Source organism: Burkholderia sp. MSMB0856 (assembly GCF_001524645.2).
Taxonomy (GTDB): Bacteria; Pseudomonadota; Gammaproteobacteria; order Burkholderiales; family Burkholderiaceae; genus Burkholderia; species Burkholderia diffusa.
Genome location: NZ_CP013428.1, coordinates 806,916 through 822,298 on the forward strand (window position 1 = coordinate 806,916; position 15,383 = coordinate 822,298).

At 67.5% G+C, this 15,383-nt stretch carries 15 protein-coding genes; 12 read left to right on the forward strand and 3 right to left on the reverse strand.

Annotation, left to right across the window (positions count from 1 at the left end; genetic code table 11):
- Window positions 1-9 precede the first annotated feature (9 nt).
- From glnP to WS87_RS21365, 6 genes are all read left to right on the forward strand, one after another.
- Entirely contained in the window at window positions 10-717 is a 708-nt protein-coding gene (gene glnP, locus WS87_RS21340) for a glutamine ABC transporter permease GlnP (RefSeq protein ID WP_175912039.1), read from the forward strand.
- Window positions 714-1,442 carry a glutamine ABC transporter ATP-binding protein GlnQ gene (gene glnQ, locus WS87_RS21345; protein ID WP_059818875.1) on the forward strand — a complete coding sequence of 243 codons (729 nt, stop codon included), beginning with the start codon at window positions 714-716 and terminating at the stop codon, window positions 1,440-1,442. The genes glnP and glnQ overlap by 4 nt, the downstream gene beginning before the upstream one ends.
- 20 nt (window positions 1,443-1,462) lie before the next feature.
- Window positions 1,463-2,512 (forward strand): C45 family autoproteolytic acyltransferase/hydolase, encoded by a 1,050-nt coding sequence (locus tag WS87_RS21350; protein ID WP_059818876.1) that lies wholly within the window; start codon window positions 1,463-1,465, stop codon window positions 2,510-2,512.
- A gap of 15 nt (window positions 2,513-2,527) precedes the next feature.
- On the forward strand, window positions 2,528-3,862 hold the full coding sequence (locus WS87_RS21355) for an aspartate aminotransferase family protein (protein WP_059818877.1): 1,335 nt from the start codon (window positions 2,528-2,530) through the stop codon (window positions 3,860-3,862).
- 25 nt (window positions 3,863-3,887) lie between these two features.
- On the forward strand, window positions 3,888-4,442 hold the full coding sequence (locus WS87_RS21360; protein ID WP_059818878.1) for a carboxymuconolactone decarboxylase family protein: 555 nt from the start codon (window positions 3,888-3,890) through the stop codon (window positions 4,440-4,442).
- Window positions 4,443-4,769: 327 nt separating this feature from the next.
- Entirely contained in the window at window positions 4,770-5,582 is an 813-nt protein-coding gene (locus WS87_RS21365) for a hypothetical protein (RefSeq protein ID WP_059818879.1), read from the forward strand.
- A 114-nt stretch (window positions 5,583-5,696) separates the two neighbouring features.
- Here the strand turns inward: WS87_RS21365 and ahpF are convergent, their stop codons facing one another.
- Window positions 5,697-7,295 carry an alkyl hydroperoxide reductase subunit F gene (gene ahpF, locus WS87_RS21370; RefSeq protein WP_059818880.1) on the reverse strand — a complete coding sequence of 533 codons (1,599 nt, stop codon included), beginning with the start codon at window positions 7,293-7,295 and terminating at the stop codon, window positions 5,697-5,699.
- 125 nt (window positions 7,296-7,420) lie between these two features.
- Window positions 7,421-7,984: an alkyl hydroperoxide reductase subunit C gene (gene ahpC, locus WS87_RS21375; protein WP_006488685.1), complete on the reverse strand. Its 564-nt coding sequence runs from the start codon at window positions 7,982-7,984 to the stop codon at window positions 7,421-7,423.
- A 321-nt stretch (window positions 7,985-8,305) separates the two neighbouring features.
- Between ahpC and WS87_RS21380 the strand changes: the two genes are divergently transcribed.
- From WS87_RS21380 to WS87_RS21390, 3 genes are read left to right on the forward strand one after another with little or no spacing between them, the layout of a single operon-like run.
- Complete coding sequence (locus WS87_RS21380; RefSeq protein ID WP_059818881.1) at window positions 8,306-9,262, forward strand: ABC transporter substrate-binding protein; 957 nt, start codon at window positions 8,306-8,308, stop codon at window positions 9,260-9,262.
- A 1-nt stretch (window position 9,263) separates the two neighbouring features.
- Window positions 9,264-10,568, forward strand: coding sequence for a dicarboxylate/amino acid:cation symporter (locus tag WS87_RS21385; protein WP_059818882.1), 1,305 nt, complete (start codon window positions 9,264-9,266; stop codon window positions 10,566-10,568).
- Window positions 10,569-10,583: 15 nt separating this feature from the next.
- Window positions 10,584-11,285 carry an aspartate/glutamate racemase family protein gene (locus WS87_RS21390; protein ID WP_059818883.1) on the forward strand — a complete coding sequence of 234 codons (702 nt, stop codon included), beginning with the start codon at window positions 10,584-10,586 and terminating at the stop codon, window positions 11,283-11,285.
- A 37-nt stretch (window positions 11,286-11,322) separates the two neighbouring features.
- Here the strand turns inward: WS87_RS21390 and WS87_RS21395 are convergent, their stop codons facing one another.
- Window positions 11,323-12,216, reverse strand: a complete 894-nt coding sequence (locus WS87_RS21395; protein WP_059818884.1) for a LysR substrate-binding domain-containing protein — start codon at window positions 12,214-12,216, stop codon at window positions 11,323-11,325.
- 177 nt (window positions 12,217-12,393) lie between these two features.
- Here WS87_RS21395 and WS87_RS21400 point away from each other — a divergent pair, with 177 nt between their 5' ends.
- The 3 genes from WS87_RS21400 to WS87_RS21410 are packed head-to-tail and all read left to right on the forward strand — an operon-like array spanning window position 12,394 to window position 15,366.
- On the forward strand, window positions 12,394-13,560 hold the full coding sequence (locus WS87_RS21400; protein ID WP_059818885.1) for a branched-chain amino acid ABC transporter substrate-binding protein: 1,167 nt from the start codon (window positions 12,394-12,396) through the stop codon (window positions 13,558-13,560).
- 17 nt (window positions 13,561-13,577) lie between these two features.
- Window positions 13,578-14,117, forward strand: coding sequence for an L-2-amino-thiazoline-4-carboxylic acid hydrolase (locus WS87_RS21405; protein ID WP_059819634.1), 540 nt, complete (start codon window positions 13,578-13,580; stop codon window positions 14,115-14,117).
- Entirely contained in the window at window positions 14,110-15,366 is a 1,257-nt protein-coding gene (locus WS87_RS21410) for a Zn-dependent hydrolase (RefSeq protein ID WP_059818886.1), read from the forward strand. Before WS87_RS21405 ends, WS87_RS21410 begins: the two co-directional genes overlap by 8 nt.
- The last annotated feature ends 17 nt before the right edge of the window (window positions 15,367-15,383 follow it).

The following is a 15,383-nucleotide window of genomic DNA, read 5'->3' on the forward strand; positions in this document are numbered from 1 at the left end:
CGGCACAGCATGGCGCGGCCGGGCGGCCGCGCCGGTCTTGAATCGGACGGGGAGCGACAGGTGAATTTCGATTGGTCGGCGATCTGGGCGGCGTTGCCGGACCTGATGGACGGGGTCCGGTTGACGGTGTTCATCGCATTTTTCGGGCTGGTGGGCGGATTCGTCGTCGGGATGATCGCGGGCATGTTCCGCGCATACGGACCGAAGGCGATGAACGTGCTCGCACAGGTTTATATTGAACTGATCCGCGGCACGCCGATCGTCGTGCAGGTGATGTTCCTGTATTTCGCGTTGCCGCTGCTCGCGCATATCCGGATCGACGGCCTGACGGCCGCGATCATCGCGATCACGGTGAATTCGGGCGCGTATCTCGCGGAAGTGGTGCGCGGCGCGCTGCTGTCGATTCCGAAGGGGCTGACGGAAGCGGGGCTCGCGATGGGCCTGTCGATGCCGCGCGTGCTGCTGAAGGTGGTCGGGCCGCTCGCATTCCGGCGCCTGATTCCGCCGCTCGGCAACCAGTGCATCGTGAGCCTCAAGGACACGTCGCTGTTCATCGTGATCGGCGTCGGCGAATTGACGCGAAAGGGGCAGGAAATCATTGCCGGCAATTTCCAGGCGGTCGAGATCTGGACCGCGGTGGCCGTCATCTACCTGATGCTGACCGGCGCGATGACGCTGACGCTTCGGCTCGTCGAAAAGAGGATGCGCATCTTATGAGCATGATCGAATTCCAGAACGTGTCGAAGAGCTTCGGCCATGTGCCGGTGCTGAAGCATATCGACCTGAAGATCGACGCGGGCGAGGTGGTCGTCGTGATCGGTCCGTCGGGCTCGGGCAAGTCGACGATGTTGCGCTGTATCAACGCGCTCGAGAAGATCACCGGCGGCGAACTGCTGGTCGACGGCCAGAGCGTGCGTGGCAACGCATCGACGATCCGCAACATCCGGCTCGAAGCGGGCATGGTGTTCCAGCAGTTCAACCTGTTTCCGCAAATGACCGCGCTCGAGAACGTGATGTTCGGGCCGACCCAGGTACGCGGCGCGTCGCGCGCCGACGCGCGCGACCAGGCGATGGCGCTGCTCGACAAGGTCGGCCTCGAATCGCGCGCGAATCATTATCCGTCTGAGCTGTCGGGCGGCCAGCAGCAGCGCGTCGCGATCGCACGCGCGCTCGCGATCCGGCCGCGGCTGATGCTGTTCGACGAGCCGACGTCGGCGCTCGATCCGGAATTGCGCCACGAGGTGCTGAAAGTGATGCAGGATCTCGCGACCGAAGGGATGACGATGATCGTCGTCACGCACGAGATCGGCTTCGCGAAGCGGGTCGGCACGCGGTTGCTGTTCATGGATCAGGGCGGCATCGCCGAGGACGGCCATCCGGTCGACCTGATCGACCGCCCGCCGACACCGCGCCTGAAGGAATTCCTGAAACACGTGTCCTGAACGAAACCGAATCATCCGACATGCCGCTTTCCCCATCTCCCGTCATCGCCGGCACGCCGTTCGACATCGGCGTGCGCCTCGGCGAGCTTGCCCGCCCCGTGTTCGATGCGTACATGCAGCAGAGCAGCGCATGGCAGGCCGTGCGCCGCTGGCGCGGCCACCCGTTCGTCGCCGCGCTGCGACAGGCCGCGCTGGCCGCGTACCCCGATCTCGTTGCGGAACTGGACGGGATCGCGGCAGGCGTCGGCTGGCCGGCCGAGGACATCTTTCTGTGGAACTGCCGCGGCGAACTGATCCATCACGCGCCGGACGGCTGCACGACGCTCGCCGGGCGCGATGCGCACGACACGCGCTGGATCGCGCACAACGAGGACGGCGATCCGTACCTGCGCGAGCGCTGTCTGCTGGTCGACGTGCAGCCGCAAGGCAAGCCGGGCTTCATCAGTTTCTACTACCCGGGCTCGCTGCCCGGGCATACGTTCGCCGCGAACCGCGCGGGCATCGCGCAGGCGATCAACAACCTGCGGATCCGCACGCCGGCGCTCGGCGTGCCGCGGATGATCCTCGCGCGCGCCGTGCTCGACGCCACATCGCTCGATGCGGCCGCCGACGTGCTGCGCACGCATGCGCGCGCGAGCGGCTTTCACCACACGCTCGGCGCGACCGGCGATCCGCGGCTCCTGAGCATCGAGGCGAGCGTCGCGCGCTGCTCGGTCGTCGAAGTCGCGCGTCTTGCCGGTCACGCGAATCATCTCGTGCATCCGGGATGCGAGGGGGAAGCGCAGATCGTCACGCAATCGTCCGGTGATCGTCAGCGGCGTGTCGATGCGCTGACGCCGGGCATCGACGCGATCGACGAAGCCGCACTGCTGCGCGTGCTCGGTGACCGCGCACCGGAAGGACTCCCGATCTATCGCGACGATCCGGCCGACCCCGACGACGAAAACACGCTGGCGACCGCCGTGTTCGCGATTCGCGACACCGCGATCGACTTCACCATTCACCAGCACGGCACGCAGCGCTTCGCGACGCGCATCGTGCCGTCCGCGCACGCGCGCAGCGCGTCCTGATCCATGAGGCAACGCATGACGACCGTTTTTCATCGCGCTCCACGCGCCACCTTGCCCGTCGCCGTCGCGGGCGACGGCATCGAGATCATCGACTCGACCGGCAAACGCTACATCGACGCGTGCGGCGGCGCGGCCGTATCGTGCCTCGGCCACAGCAACCAGCGCGTGATCGATGCGATCAAGCGGCAGGTGCAGCAACTGCCGTACGCGCATACGTCGTTCTTCACGACGGACGTGGCGGAAGAATTGGCCGACCGGCTCGTCGAGGCCGCGCCGGCCGGTCTCGAACACGTGTATTTCGTGTCGGGCGGATCCGAGGCGATCGAAGCCGCATTGAAGCTCGCGCGCCAGTATTTCGTCGAGAAGGGCGAGCCGCAGCGCCGCCATTTCATCGCACGTCGCCAGAGCTATCACGGCAACACGCTCGGCGCACTCGCGATCGGCGGCAACGCATGGCGACGCGAGCCGTTCCTGCCGCTGCTGATCGAAGCGCATCATGTGAGCCCGTGCTATGCGTATCGCGACCAGCAGGCCGGTGAAACCGACGAAGCCTATGCGCAGCGCCTGGCTGATGAGCTGGAGCAGAAGATCGTCGAACTCGGCGCGGAAAACGTCGCCGCATTCGTCGCGGAAACGGTGGTCGGCGCGACGGCCGGCGCGGTGCCGCCGGTGCGTACCTATCTGAAGAAGATTCGCGCGGTGTGCGACAAATACGGCGTGCTGTTGATTCTCGACGAAATCATGTCGGGGATGGGGCGCACCGGTTACCTGTTCGCGTGCGACGAAGATGGCGTCGCGCCCGACCTGTTGACGATCGCGAAAGGGCTCGGCGCGGGGTACCAGCCGATCGGCGCGACGCTGGTGAGCGATCGCATCTACCGGACGATCGTCGACGGTTCGGGTTTTTTCCAGCACGGCCACACGTATCTCGGTCATGCAACGGCCTGCGCGGCCGCGCTCGAAGTGCAGCGCGTGATCGCCGAAGAGAAGCTGCTCGACAACGTGAAGGCGCGCGGCGAGCAACTGCGCGCGTCGCTGCGCGAGCATTACGGTGCGCGTCCGCATGTCGGCGACGTGCGCGGCCGCGGGCTGTTCGTCGGCGTCGAGCTCGTGCGCGATCGCGACAGCAAGGCGACGTTCGATCCCGCGCTGAAGCTGCATGCGGCGGTCAAGCGCGAGGCGATGCAGCGCGGGCTGATGGTGTATCCGATGGGCGGTACGATCGACGGCGTGCACGGCGATCACATCCTGATCGCACCGCCGTTCGTCTGCACCGCGCAGCAGATCGACACGATCGTCGAACGGCTGTCCGGCGCGATCGATGCGGCGCTCGCATCGGCCGGCGCGTAAACCTTTAGCTTATCGAATCCTCACCATGACGGACAGACTGCCTCCCTTCGATCCCGCATCGGCCACCGACGAGCAGAAGGCCGTGCTCGCCGACATTCTCAGCGGCCCGCGCGGCAACCTGAACGGGCCGTTCCTCGGCTGGATCGCGAGTCCCGAGCTCGCGCAGCACGCGCAGCGGCTCGGCGCGTTCTGCCGCTATCGCACGGGTCTGCCGCTGCGACTGTCGGAGCTCGCGATTCTCGTGACGGCCGCACGCTGGCGCTCGCAGGCCGAGTGGCACATCCATCATCCGATCGCGCTCGATGCGGGTGTGCCGGCCGCGACGGCCGACGCGATCCGCCGCGGCGTCGAGCCGGTGTTCGAGTCGGACGACGATGCGCTGATCCATGCGTTCGCGAGCGAGCTGTACGACACGCGGCGCGTGAGCGATGCGACGTTCGCGCGCGCGCAGGCGCGTTTCGGCCACGAGACCGTCGTGAACCTCGTCGCGCTGCTGGGCTATTACGCGCTCGTGGCGATGACGCTCAACACGTTCGGCATGCGCGCGGACGGACAGACCGATTTGCCGTTTCCCGAATAACTGCCGCATGCCGGATTGTGTCGATCGCGTTCATTGCGTATGTCGTTCATACACCGGCGCGGCAAGGTGTGGCGCCGTTTCTCGACACGCGGTGCGTTCCCTGGCTCGCGGTGGTGCAGCGCGAATGGCCGACCTTCCGCGACTTCGATCGTCCGATGCAATATCGCTGGGGGCGATGTCGAACCGTCTGACGATAGGGCGACGCGGTGCGGCAAGGCCGCGCCGCTCTGGGGTCGACATCAATGAAACCAATTGTATTCGTGCGGGATCGGCCGCGATCGCACGCGTATGATGGCTTGTTCACGTCGATAAGATCGGTGAGCAAGCATGACTAGTACCCGTAAGACATTGATGATCGCCGGCGGCCTGCTGGTCGCCGCGGCCGGCACCGGCTACGTGATGCTCCTGCGTGCGGACCACCGCGCGATCGCGGAGGCCGGTATCGGCGACTCCGCGGCGCCTGCCGCCGCCGTAACGGCAGCGAACGATGGACACACCGCACAAGGCACGATCGCGCCGCCTGCGGCGGTCGCCGTCCCTTCCAAGCATGTCGATGAGGTCGTGCCGCAACCAGCGGCCGCACGGCCGCCGTCCGCGGCTCCTGCGCGTACGAGCGCGGCGCCGGCATCCGCTGCCGTCGCGCCGGTCGTCGCCGCGGCGGCGCCACCGGCGAAACCGAGTGCGCCGCCGCCGACCGTCCATGTCGTGACGATCGAGCCGGAGGTTGCGACCCCGCCGAAAGCCCAGCCCGCTCCGCAGGTAAAAGCGCCGGTACAAGCAGCGCAACCCGTGCAACCGACGCCGCCGGCCCAGGCGACGCAGGCGGCTCGGCCGAGTCAGCAGGCGGAGCAGCCGACCCAGCGCGCGGCGCGCAAGCGCGACGGGCTCGAGCGGCACGCGGCCGCGACCCCCGCGATGAAATCCGAAACGCCTGAAACCGCGGCACTCGTGCGGGAATCGGCAAAGCTCGATCCGTCGTTGCCGCCACCGCGATACGTGGCGGCGCCGAGCGTCGATCCGCAGCATGCGTCGACGGGTGCGAATCCGGTCGCCGCCGCGATGACCGACCAGCTCGTCAAGCAGTCGAGCAGCTTCAAGGCAGCCACACCGGCGAACGCCGGGCCCGGCGTGGCGCAGTGAGAACGGAGCGGCCGCGCTCGCGCAACGCCGCTCGACGCCGGATGAAAAAGGGCCCCGCACGCCGACCAGGGCATGCGGGGCCAAGAGACACGAACCTGTTTGATGCGTCGCGCGTTACGCGGCGATCGCTTCTTCGACCTGCGGCGCGTCGGCGGTCGCCGGCGTCGCGTCTTGCCGGATCAGGTGATCGAACGCGCCGAGCGATGCCTTCGCGCCTTCGCCCACCGCGATCACGATCTGCTTGAACGGCACCGTCGTCACGTCGCCGGCGGCAAACACGCCCGGCACCGACGTCGCACCGCGCGCATCGACGACGATCTCGCCGTGCTTCGACAGTTCGATCGTGCCCTTCAGCCATTCGGTGTTCGGCACGAGGCCGATCTGCACGAACACGCCTTCGAGATCGACACGCTTCGTTTCACCGGAGCGCAGATCCTTGTAGACGATCCCGTTCAGCTTGCTGCCGTCGCCGGTCAGCTCGGTCGTCTGCGCCTGCGTGACGATCGTCACGTTCGGCAGGCTGCGCAGCTTGCGTTGCAACACTTCGTCCGCGCGCAGTTGCGCGCCGTATTCGATCAGCGTGACTTCCTTCACGATGCCGGCCAGGTCGATCGCGGCCTCGACGCCCGAGTTGCCGCCGCCGACCACCGCGACCCGCTTGCCCTTGAACAGCGGGCCGTCGCAGTGCGGGCAGTATGCGACACCGCGGTTGCGGTATTCGCGCTCGCCCGGCACGTTGATTTCGCGCCAGCGCGCGCCGGTCGCGAGGATGATCGTCTTCGCCTTCAACACTGCGCCATTCGCGAGGCGGATCTGGTGCACGTCACCCGGAATCAGCGCGTCGGCGCGCTGCACGTCCATGATGTCGACGTCGTACTGCTTCACGTGCTGCTCGAGCGCCGCGGCAAACTTCGGTCCTTCCGTTTCCTGCACCGACACGAAGTTCTCGATCGCCATCGTGTCGAGCACCTGGCCGCCGAAACGCTCGGCGACGACGCCCGTCGCGATGCCCTTGCGCGCCGAATAGATCGCGGCGGCCGCACCGGCCGGGCCGCCGCCGACGATCAGCGTGTCGAACACCGGCTTGTTCTCAAGCGACTTCGCGGCGCGGGCGCTGGCGCCCGTGTCGAGCTTCGCGAGAATTTCCTTCACGCTGCTGCGGCCCTGGCCGAACGATTCGCCATTCAGGAACATCGTCGGCACGGCCATGATCTGGCGTGCTTCGACTTCGTTCTGGAACAATGCGCCGTCGATCGCGACGTGGCGGATGCGCGGGTTGATCAGCGACATCACGTTCAGCGCCTGCACGACTTCCGGGCAGTTCTGGCACGACAGCGAGAAATACGTATCGAACGCGTAATCGCCGTCGAGCGCGCGGATCTGTTCGATCACGTCGTCGTCGAGCTTGAGCGGATGGCCGCCCGTCTGCAGCAACGCGAGCACGAGCGACGTGAATTCATGGCCCATCGGGATGCCGGCGAAGCGGATGCCGGCCGGCTTGCCGGGTTCGCCGATCGAGAACGACGGCTTGCGCTCGGCATCGTCGCGGCGTTCGGTCACGGTCACGCGCGACGTCAGCGACGCAATCTCGTTCAGCAGCGCAAGCAGTTCCTGCGATTTCGCGCTGTCGTCGAGCGACGCGACGAGTTCGATCGGGCGCGTGATCTTTTCGAGGTACGCTTTCAGTTGGTTCTTGAGATTGGCGTCGAGCATGGCGTTTCGGATTCCGTATTGATAATTATGGTCGGGCACGTCGTGCCGGAGAAGGGCGCGGGCCGCACGAGGCGGCCCGTGTTCGCGTGACGCGCGCGCCTCGTGCGAGGCGCGCGGCGCGATCGTCAGATCTTGCCGATTAGGTCGAGCGACGGGGTCAGCGTTTCCGCACCCGGCGTCCACTTGGCCGGGCACACTTCACCCGGGTGCGCCGCGATGTATTGCGCGGCCTGCACCTTGCGCAGCAGTTCGCCCGCGTCGCGGCCGATGCCGTTGTCGTGGATTTCGCACAGCTTGATCTCGCCTTCCGGGTTGATCACGAACGTGCCGCGCAGCGCCATCCCTTCTTCCTCGATCAGCACGTCGAAGTTGCGCGACAGCGTGAGCGTCGGGTCGCCGATCATCGGGTACTTGATCTTGCCGATCGTGTCCGACGTGTCGTGCCATGCCTTGTGCGTGAAGTGCGTATCGGTCGACACGCCGTAGATCTCGACACCCAGCTTCTGGAATTCCGCGTAGCGGTCGGCGAGGTCGCCCAGCTCGGTCGGGCAGACGAACGTGAAGTCGGCCGGGTAGAACACGACGACGGACCACTTGCCCTTGAAGTTCTCTTCGGACACGGGCACGAAATCGCCGTTGTGGTATGCGGTTGCCTTGAACGGTTTGATTTGGGTGTTGATGATCGGCATCTTGCGAGTTCCTTTGCTTGGGTGTTGATGAAGTGTTGCCAGTATCCGGGTTCACCCCAGGTTTGTGAAATTGCTTGTTTCAATCCGCGGCATCGGGAATTTCTATCTGCTTCCGGCCCCCGTCGCGACGGGCCGTCCGGTCGGCCCGTGCCATCCGGGCCGGGCCTTTCGGCGGATTTCGGCCAGCCGGCGCTTCTGACACATTGGGCGTGCGGGAGGGCGCGGCGCCGGGCGACGGCGATGCGCCCCGCGCAAGGGCCCGGCGCCCGTTCGGCACGAACGGCTGCGCGGTCGTCAGACACTCTTCGTCCCACTGCCGCCATGAACCTTTTTTCCGGACGCGCCCAGCGTGCGCCGCTCGCGTGGTTCCGCGAGATCGTCCCCACGCGGCGATGCCTGCATCGGCTTCTGCGCGGTGCGGCCTGCGTATTCGTGACCCTCTTGTGTGCCGCGCCGGCGCTCGCCGTCGATGCATCCGCGCCGGCCGCGACGGCGACACCCGCCACCACATCGACCGGCCTCGTGCAGATGCCCGACGGCCGGCTGCTCGCGCCCGAGTTCGCCCGCATCGTCTCGCGCGGCGCGCTCGTCGTCGCGGTGCTCGGCGTCGATCAGCCGCCGTTCTTCATGTCGCGCAACGGTGCAATGGCGGGCGTCGACATCGATCTCGCCGACGAACTGGCGAAAAAGCTCGGCGTGGCCGTGCAGTTCGACCGCGATGCGCGCACGTTCGACGAGGTCGTTCACCTGCTCGCGACCGGGCAGGCCGACGTCGCGATCAGCAAGCTGTCGCGCACGTTGCCGCGTGCGCAGGTGGTCCGCTTCAGCACGCCGTACATCAACCTGCGACGCGCGCTGCTGATCAACCGCGTCAGCTTCGCGGAACTCGCGAAAGGGCGCGCGCTGCCGGAAGTCGTGCGCGATTACCGCGGCACGATCGGCGTCGTCGCGGGGTCGGCCTATGCGGAATACGTGCGCAGCGACTTCCCGGCCGCGCGGGTGCGCACGTATCCGAGCTGGCCGGCGACGCTCGACGCGCTGAACGCCGGCGCGGTCACGGCTGTGTATCGCGACGAACTCGCGATCAAGCTGGTGATGCAGGACGACCCGACCGCGCCGATCCGCTTGCGCGTCGCGACCTTCGACGACCTCACCGACGCGCTTGCCGTCGGCGTGCCGGTGTCCACGCCGACGCTGCTCGCGTTCGTCAATCAGTTCCTGGCCGAGCGCAACAAGCGGCTCGACGTGAAATCCTTGCTCGATGCGATGGGTCGCTGACATGAACATGAACGAGAACATCAGGATCATGCCCCGCATCGAGCGGCTGCATGCGTTCGCGATCCATCCGTTGACGGTCTTCGGCAGCCTCGCGCTCGGGATCGTGGCGGGCGTGCTGTGGCCGGCCGCCGCGCCGAAGTTCGACTATGTGGGCCAGGTGTACGTCGGCCTGCTGAAGATGACGGCGCTGCCGTTCATGACGGCCGCCGTGATCTTCAGCCTGCAGCGGCTGCTGCGCGACGGCAGCGCGTCGGACCTCGTGATGCGCGTGATCGCGATCTTCGGCTGCGCATCGGTGTTCGTCGTGGCGGTCGGCGCGGTCGTGCTGGTCGCGATGCGGCCGGGCGAGCATCTGTCGAACGCGACGCTGAAGGCGTTCGGTGCGCTGGTCGGCAGCGACGGCGCGGCGAGCGACACCGTGATGACGCTGTACGGCACCGATCCCGCGGAGAAGTCGTCGGGCCTTGCCGACATGCTGATCGCACTGGTGCCCGGCAACTTCTTCGCGGCGCTCGCGAGCGGCGACACGCTGAAGGCGCTGGTGTTCTCGCTGTTCTTCGGCTTCGCGTCGGGACGCGTGCCGGCGAGCATTTCGGCGGCGCTGAGCCAGACGCTGGAGACCGTCTATTTCACGTGTCAGAAAATCATGCACTGGCTCGCGTATCCGACGCCGATCGTGCTGTTCTGCGGCGGCGCCGCGCAGATCGGCACGTCGGGGTTCGGGCCGCTCGAGGCGATGGTCCGCTTCGTCGCCGCGTTCGCCGTCGTCGCGCTCGTGCTGATCGCGGCCGCGATCGTCGTGATCTGGAAACGCTCGGGCGCGACGCTGGCCGAGACGCTCGCCGGGTTGCGCACGCCGTTCGCGATGGCGCTTGCCACGCGCAGCAGCGTGGCCTGCATGCCGAGCATGATCGAGTGCCTGGCCGACGGCTTCGGCTTTGCCCGTGCGCGCGTCGAGTTGGTCGTGCCGCTTGCCGTGTCGCTGCTGCGCGTCGGGCCGATGGTCTATTACGCAAGCGCGACGCTGTTCGTCGCGCAACTCTACGAACGGTCGCTCGGCCCCGGCGAGCTTTGCGTCGTGCTGGTCGCATCGGTGCTGGCCGGATTCGCGTCGACCGGCACGTCGGGCGTCGTGACGGTGTCTCTCGCCGGCATGGTGTGCGCGGCACTGCACCTGCCGTTCGAGGCTGCGTTCGTGCTGTTCGCGGCAATCGATCCGTTTTGCGAAATATTGCGGACACTGTTGCTGGTGATCGGCAACTCGGCCGTCGTATCCGCGATCTGCGCGCGGCCGCCGCGTGCGTGAAGGAGGGGAGGCGTCATGGCACTTGTCGGCGTACTGGGCGGAATGGGGCCGCTGGCCACGGTCGACTTCATGCATCGTGTGATTCGCCTGACACGCGCGCGTTGCGATCAGGAGCACCTGCCGATGATCGTCGCGAACCTGACGCGAACGCCCGATCGTTCGCGCGCGATCATCGACGGCGGGACCGATCCGCTGCCGGCGCTGCTCGATGGCATCGCGCTGCTGAACCGCTGCGGCGTGGACGTGATCGCGATGCCGTGCAATTCGGCGCATCACTGGTATGCGCCGCTGCGCGAACGTAGCGCGGCGCCGATCCTGCATATCGTCGATGCGTCGGTGGCCGCGTTGCCGGCGGGCGTGCGGCGCGTCGCAGTGCTCGCCACGGGCGGCACGCTGGTGTCGGGCTTCTACCAGGCGGCGCTGCGTGCACGCGGTTTCGAGCCGGTGATGCCGGGCGTGGTCGCGCAGCGCGATATCGCCGCGTGCATCGCGGCGGTCAAGGCGGGGAAGCTCGATGCGTCGGTGCGGTGCCTGACGCGCGCGCTCGCGACGCTGGCACGACGGGACGTGGGCGTAGCGGTGATGGGCTGCACGGAAATTCCGATCGCGGCGCGCGCGTTGCGCGATGCACCGTTCGCGTTGATCGACAGCACGCAGGAGCTGGCGCGCGCGACGGTCGCACATGCGGTCGCGCGCGGATGGGGGCGGGCGGTATGACGCATCGGCGGGACGGTACGCGTGCGGTCGGGCGCGCTTATGCAGCCATCCGCCGGAGCCAATCCGCCAGCCGTCTCGCGCCGTCCGGCATGTCCGTATCCTCGCGCGTGCACAGGTAGTAGTCGCGCCCGTCGTCGAGCGCATGGTCGAACAGCTTCACGAGTTCGCCGTTCGCCAGTTCGCGCTCGACCAGCGGCGCGCGCAGCAGCGCCGCGCCGAGATCCGCGCGCGCCGCGCTTAGCGTCAGTTGCCCGTCCTCGAACATCGGCCCCACCGCGTGCGACACGTGCCGCACGCCGGCGCCCTGCAGCCAGTTGACCCAGGTGCTGCGATCCTCGTCGTGCACGAGCGGCGCCCGCGCGAGATCGGCCGGCGTGCGGAACGGCCCGTGGCGCTTCAGGAACGACGGGCTGCACATCGGCACCATCGCGCCCGGCAGCAGCCGCTCGCAGCGGTAGCCGGGCCAGTCGCCGGTGCCGAAGCGGATCGACAGGTCGGACGCGTCGCTTCGATAGTTGCGGTGATGCGCATACAGCACGGTCACGTCGACATCGGTGTTGTCGGCGAGGAACGCGTGCAGCCGCGGAATGAACCAGCCGATGCCGAGCAGCGGAATCAGGCTGATCGTGATCTGCCGCAACGACGACCGGTCGCGCACGAAGCGCGTCGCGCTGCGCAGCACCGAGAACGCGGTGCTGATCGAGCGGTAGTAGTCGCGCCCCTCGTCGGTAAGCGCGAGCAGCCGGCCTTCGCGCACGGTCAGCGGCGTCTGGATGAACGCTTCGAGCAGCTGCAACTGGTGGCTGACCGCGGAGGGCGTGATGTCGAGCTCGTGCGCCGCCGCGGTGACCGAGCCGAGACGCGCGAATGCCTCGAACGCGCGGACGGCGCGCAGCGGCGGATCGTGCGGCAATTGTTCGATATTTTTCATGTGTCGAATTTTATCGAAAAATCAGGGTAAGCGACAACACGAAAATATCTCGTATTTACAGGCTATTACGTTATTGTGTCGGAAATGGCATAAGCATCCAACAATTGAGTATTTTGGGTGTGGGAGCCAAATATTTAATATTTTTCATGTTTTGATTCGAGTCCCCGATCCCCGCACATGAAAATCGCTTTTCTTCCCGCCAGCCTCGCATTCTCCGCGGCCACGCTGATCGCCGCCGTTCCCGCCTTCGCGCAGTCCGCGCCGCAGACGATCCTGATCGGTCTCGCCGCGCCGCTCACCGGCCCGTCCGCGCGGATCGGCAAGGACCTGCAGAACGGCGCGCAGCTCGCGATCGACGACGCGAACGCGACGCATCCGAGCATCGGCGGCAAGCCGGTCGTCTACAAGCTCGTCGCGGCCGACGATCAATCCGATCCGCGCACGGCCGTCGCGGTCGCGCAGCAGCTCGTCGACCAGCACGTGATCGGCGTCGTCGGTCACTGGAACACGGGCTGCAGCGTGCCGGCGTCGCGCGTCTACCGCGATGCGGGCATTCCGCAGATCGCGCCGGCGTCCACCGGCCACCCGTACACGCAGCAGGGCTACGCGACGGCGTTCCGCATCATGGGTCACGACGATGCGGGCGGCAACTTCACCGGCGCCTATGCGGTGAAGACGCTGAAGGCCACGCGCATCGCGGTGATCGACGATCGCACGTCGTTCGGCGCGGGGCTGGCCGACCAGTTCATCAAGGGCGTGCAGGCGAACGGTGGCACGATCGTCGATCGCCAGTACGTGAACGACAAGACGACCGACTTCAGCGGCGTGCTGACCGCGATCAAGGGCAAGCGCGCGGATCTCGTGTTCTTCGGCGGGCTCGACGCGCAGGCCGCGCCGATCGCACGCCGGATGCGCCAGCTCGGCGTGAACGCGCCGCTGCTCGGCGCCGGCGGCTTTGTGAGCCAGACCTTCCTGTCGCTCGCGGGCAAGGACGGCGACGGCGTGACGGCGCTCGAACCGGGCCTGCCGCTCGACCGGATGCCGGGCGGCAAGGCGTTCGACACGCAGTACCGCACGCGCTTTCACGCGCCGATCGAGCTGCACGCGCCGTTCGCGTACGACGCGGCGGCCACGCTGATCGCGGCCGCGCAGAAGGCCGGCACGACGCAGCCGGCGAAGCTGGTCGCGGCCGTGCGCGCGATCGACCGGCCCGGCGTGACCGGCCGGGTCGCATTCGACGCCGAAGGCAATCTGAAGGACCCGGCATTCACGATCTATCAGGTGCGCGGCGGCAAGTGGACCGTCGTCGACGTGCTCGGCGGCGCGCACCCTGCAACGAAATGACGACCGAGACGAATCCCATGACCGACACGACACATGCATCCACGGCCGTACCCGAGGACTCGCGCCTCGGCATTCTCGCGCGGCGCCGCATCGAAGCGGAAATCATCAAGCCGATCTACGAGATCATGAAGCGGGAATTCGGCACCGAGCGCGCGCAGGCCGTGATCGCGGAAGCCGTGCGCGGCGCGGCCGTCGACGCGGGCCGCACGTTCGCCGCGCAGGAGCCCGACGGCACGAGCGTTCAATCGTTCATCGCGCTGCAGGTGCTGTGGGAGAAGGACGACGCGCTCGACGTCGAGGTGCATCGAGCGGACGACGCGCACTACGACTACGACGTGCATCGCTGCAGCTACGCGGAGATGTATCACGCGATGGGGCTTGGCGAGATCGGCCACCTGTTGAGCTGCGCGCGCGACAGCTATTTCATCGAGGGTTACGACCCGCGCATCGCGCTGACGCGCACGAGCACGATCATGCAGGGCGGCAAGCGCTGCGATTTCCGCTATGCGCTGCAGGCGGCGCCGCAGGTCGACGCCCCGGAGGCCGGCAATGCGTGACGATTTCGCGGATGCACCGCGCGTCGACGGCGCGCGGCTGTGGGCGTCGCTCGAACGGATGGCGCAAATCGGCGCGACGCCGAAAGGCGGCGTCTGCCGTCTCGCGCTGACCGACCTCGACCGCGAGTCGCGCGACCTGTTCGTGCAGTGGGCGCGCGATGCCGGCTGCACGGTGCGGGTGGACCGGATGGGCAACGTGTTCGCGCGCCGCGCGGGCCGCAATCCCGATGCCGCGCCGGTGATGACGGGCTCGCACGCCGATTCGCAGCCGACCGGCGGCCGCTACGACGGCATCTACGGCGTGCTCGGCGGCCTCGAGGTCGTGCGTGCGCTGAACGATGCGGGGATTGAGACCGAGCGGCCGATCGACGTCGTGATCTGGACCAACGAGGAAGGTTCGCGCTTTGCGCCGGCGATGATCTCGGCCGGCGTGTTCGCGGGCGTCTATCCGCTCGAATACGGGCTGTCGCGCACCGACGGCGCGGGCAGGACGATCGGGGAGGAACTCGCGCGGATCGGCTACGCGGGCGCCGAGCCTGTCGGCGGCTATCCGGTGCATGCCGCCTACGAACTGCATATCGAGCAGGGCGCGATTCTCGAACGCGCCGGCAAGACGATCGGCGTCGTGACCGCCGGGCAGGGGCAGCGCTGGTACGAGGTAACGCTGACGGGCGTCGACGCGCACGCGGGCACCACGCCGATGGAATTCCGGCGCGACACGCTGGTGGGTGCCGCGCGGATGATCGAATTCGTCGATGCGCTCGGCCGTCGCCATGCGCCGCATGCGCGCGCGACGGTCGGGATGATCGAGGCGCGGCCGAATTCGCGTAACACGGTGCCGGGCGGCTGCTTCTTCACGGTCGAGTTTCGCCATCCCGACGATGCGGTGCTCGACGAGCTCGACGCGGCGCTGCGTGCGGAACTAGCGCGCGTCGCGGCCGACGCCGGCCTCGGTGCGCGGATCGAGCAGATCTTCACGTATCCGCCGGTGCCGTTCGCGCCGCACTGCATCGACGCGGTGCGCGATGCGGCGCAGGCGCTCGGGCTGCCGCACATGGACATCGTTTCCGGTGCGGGTCACGACGCGTGCTACATCGCGCGCGTCGCGGCGACGGGCATGATCTTCGTGCCGTGCGTCGATGGGCTGAGCCACAACGAGGCCGAGGCGATCACGCCGGAATGGTCGGCGGCGGGCGCCGACGTGCTGTTGCGCGCGGTGCTGCAAAGCGCGCAGGAACCGGGCGCGTGATGCGCGCGTGACGGGCG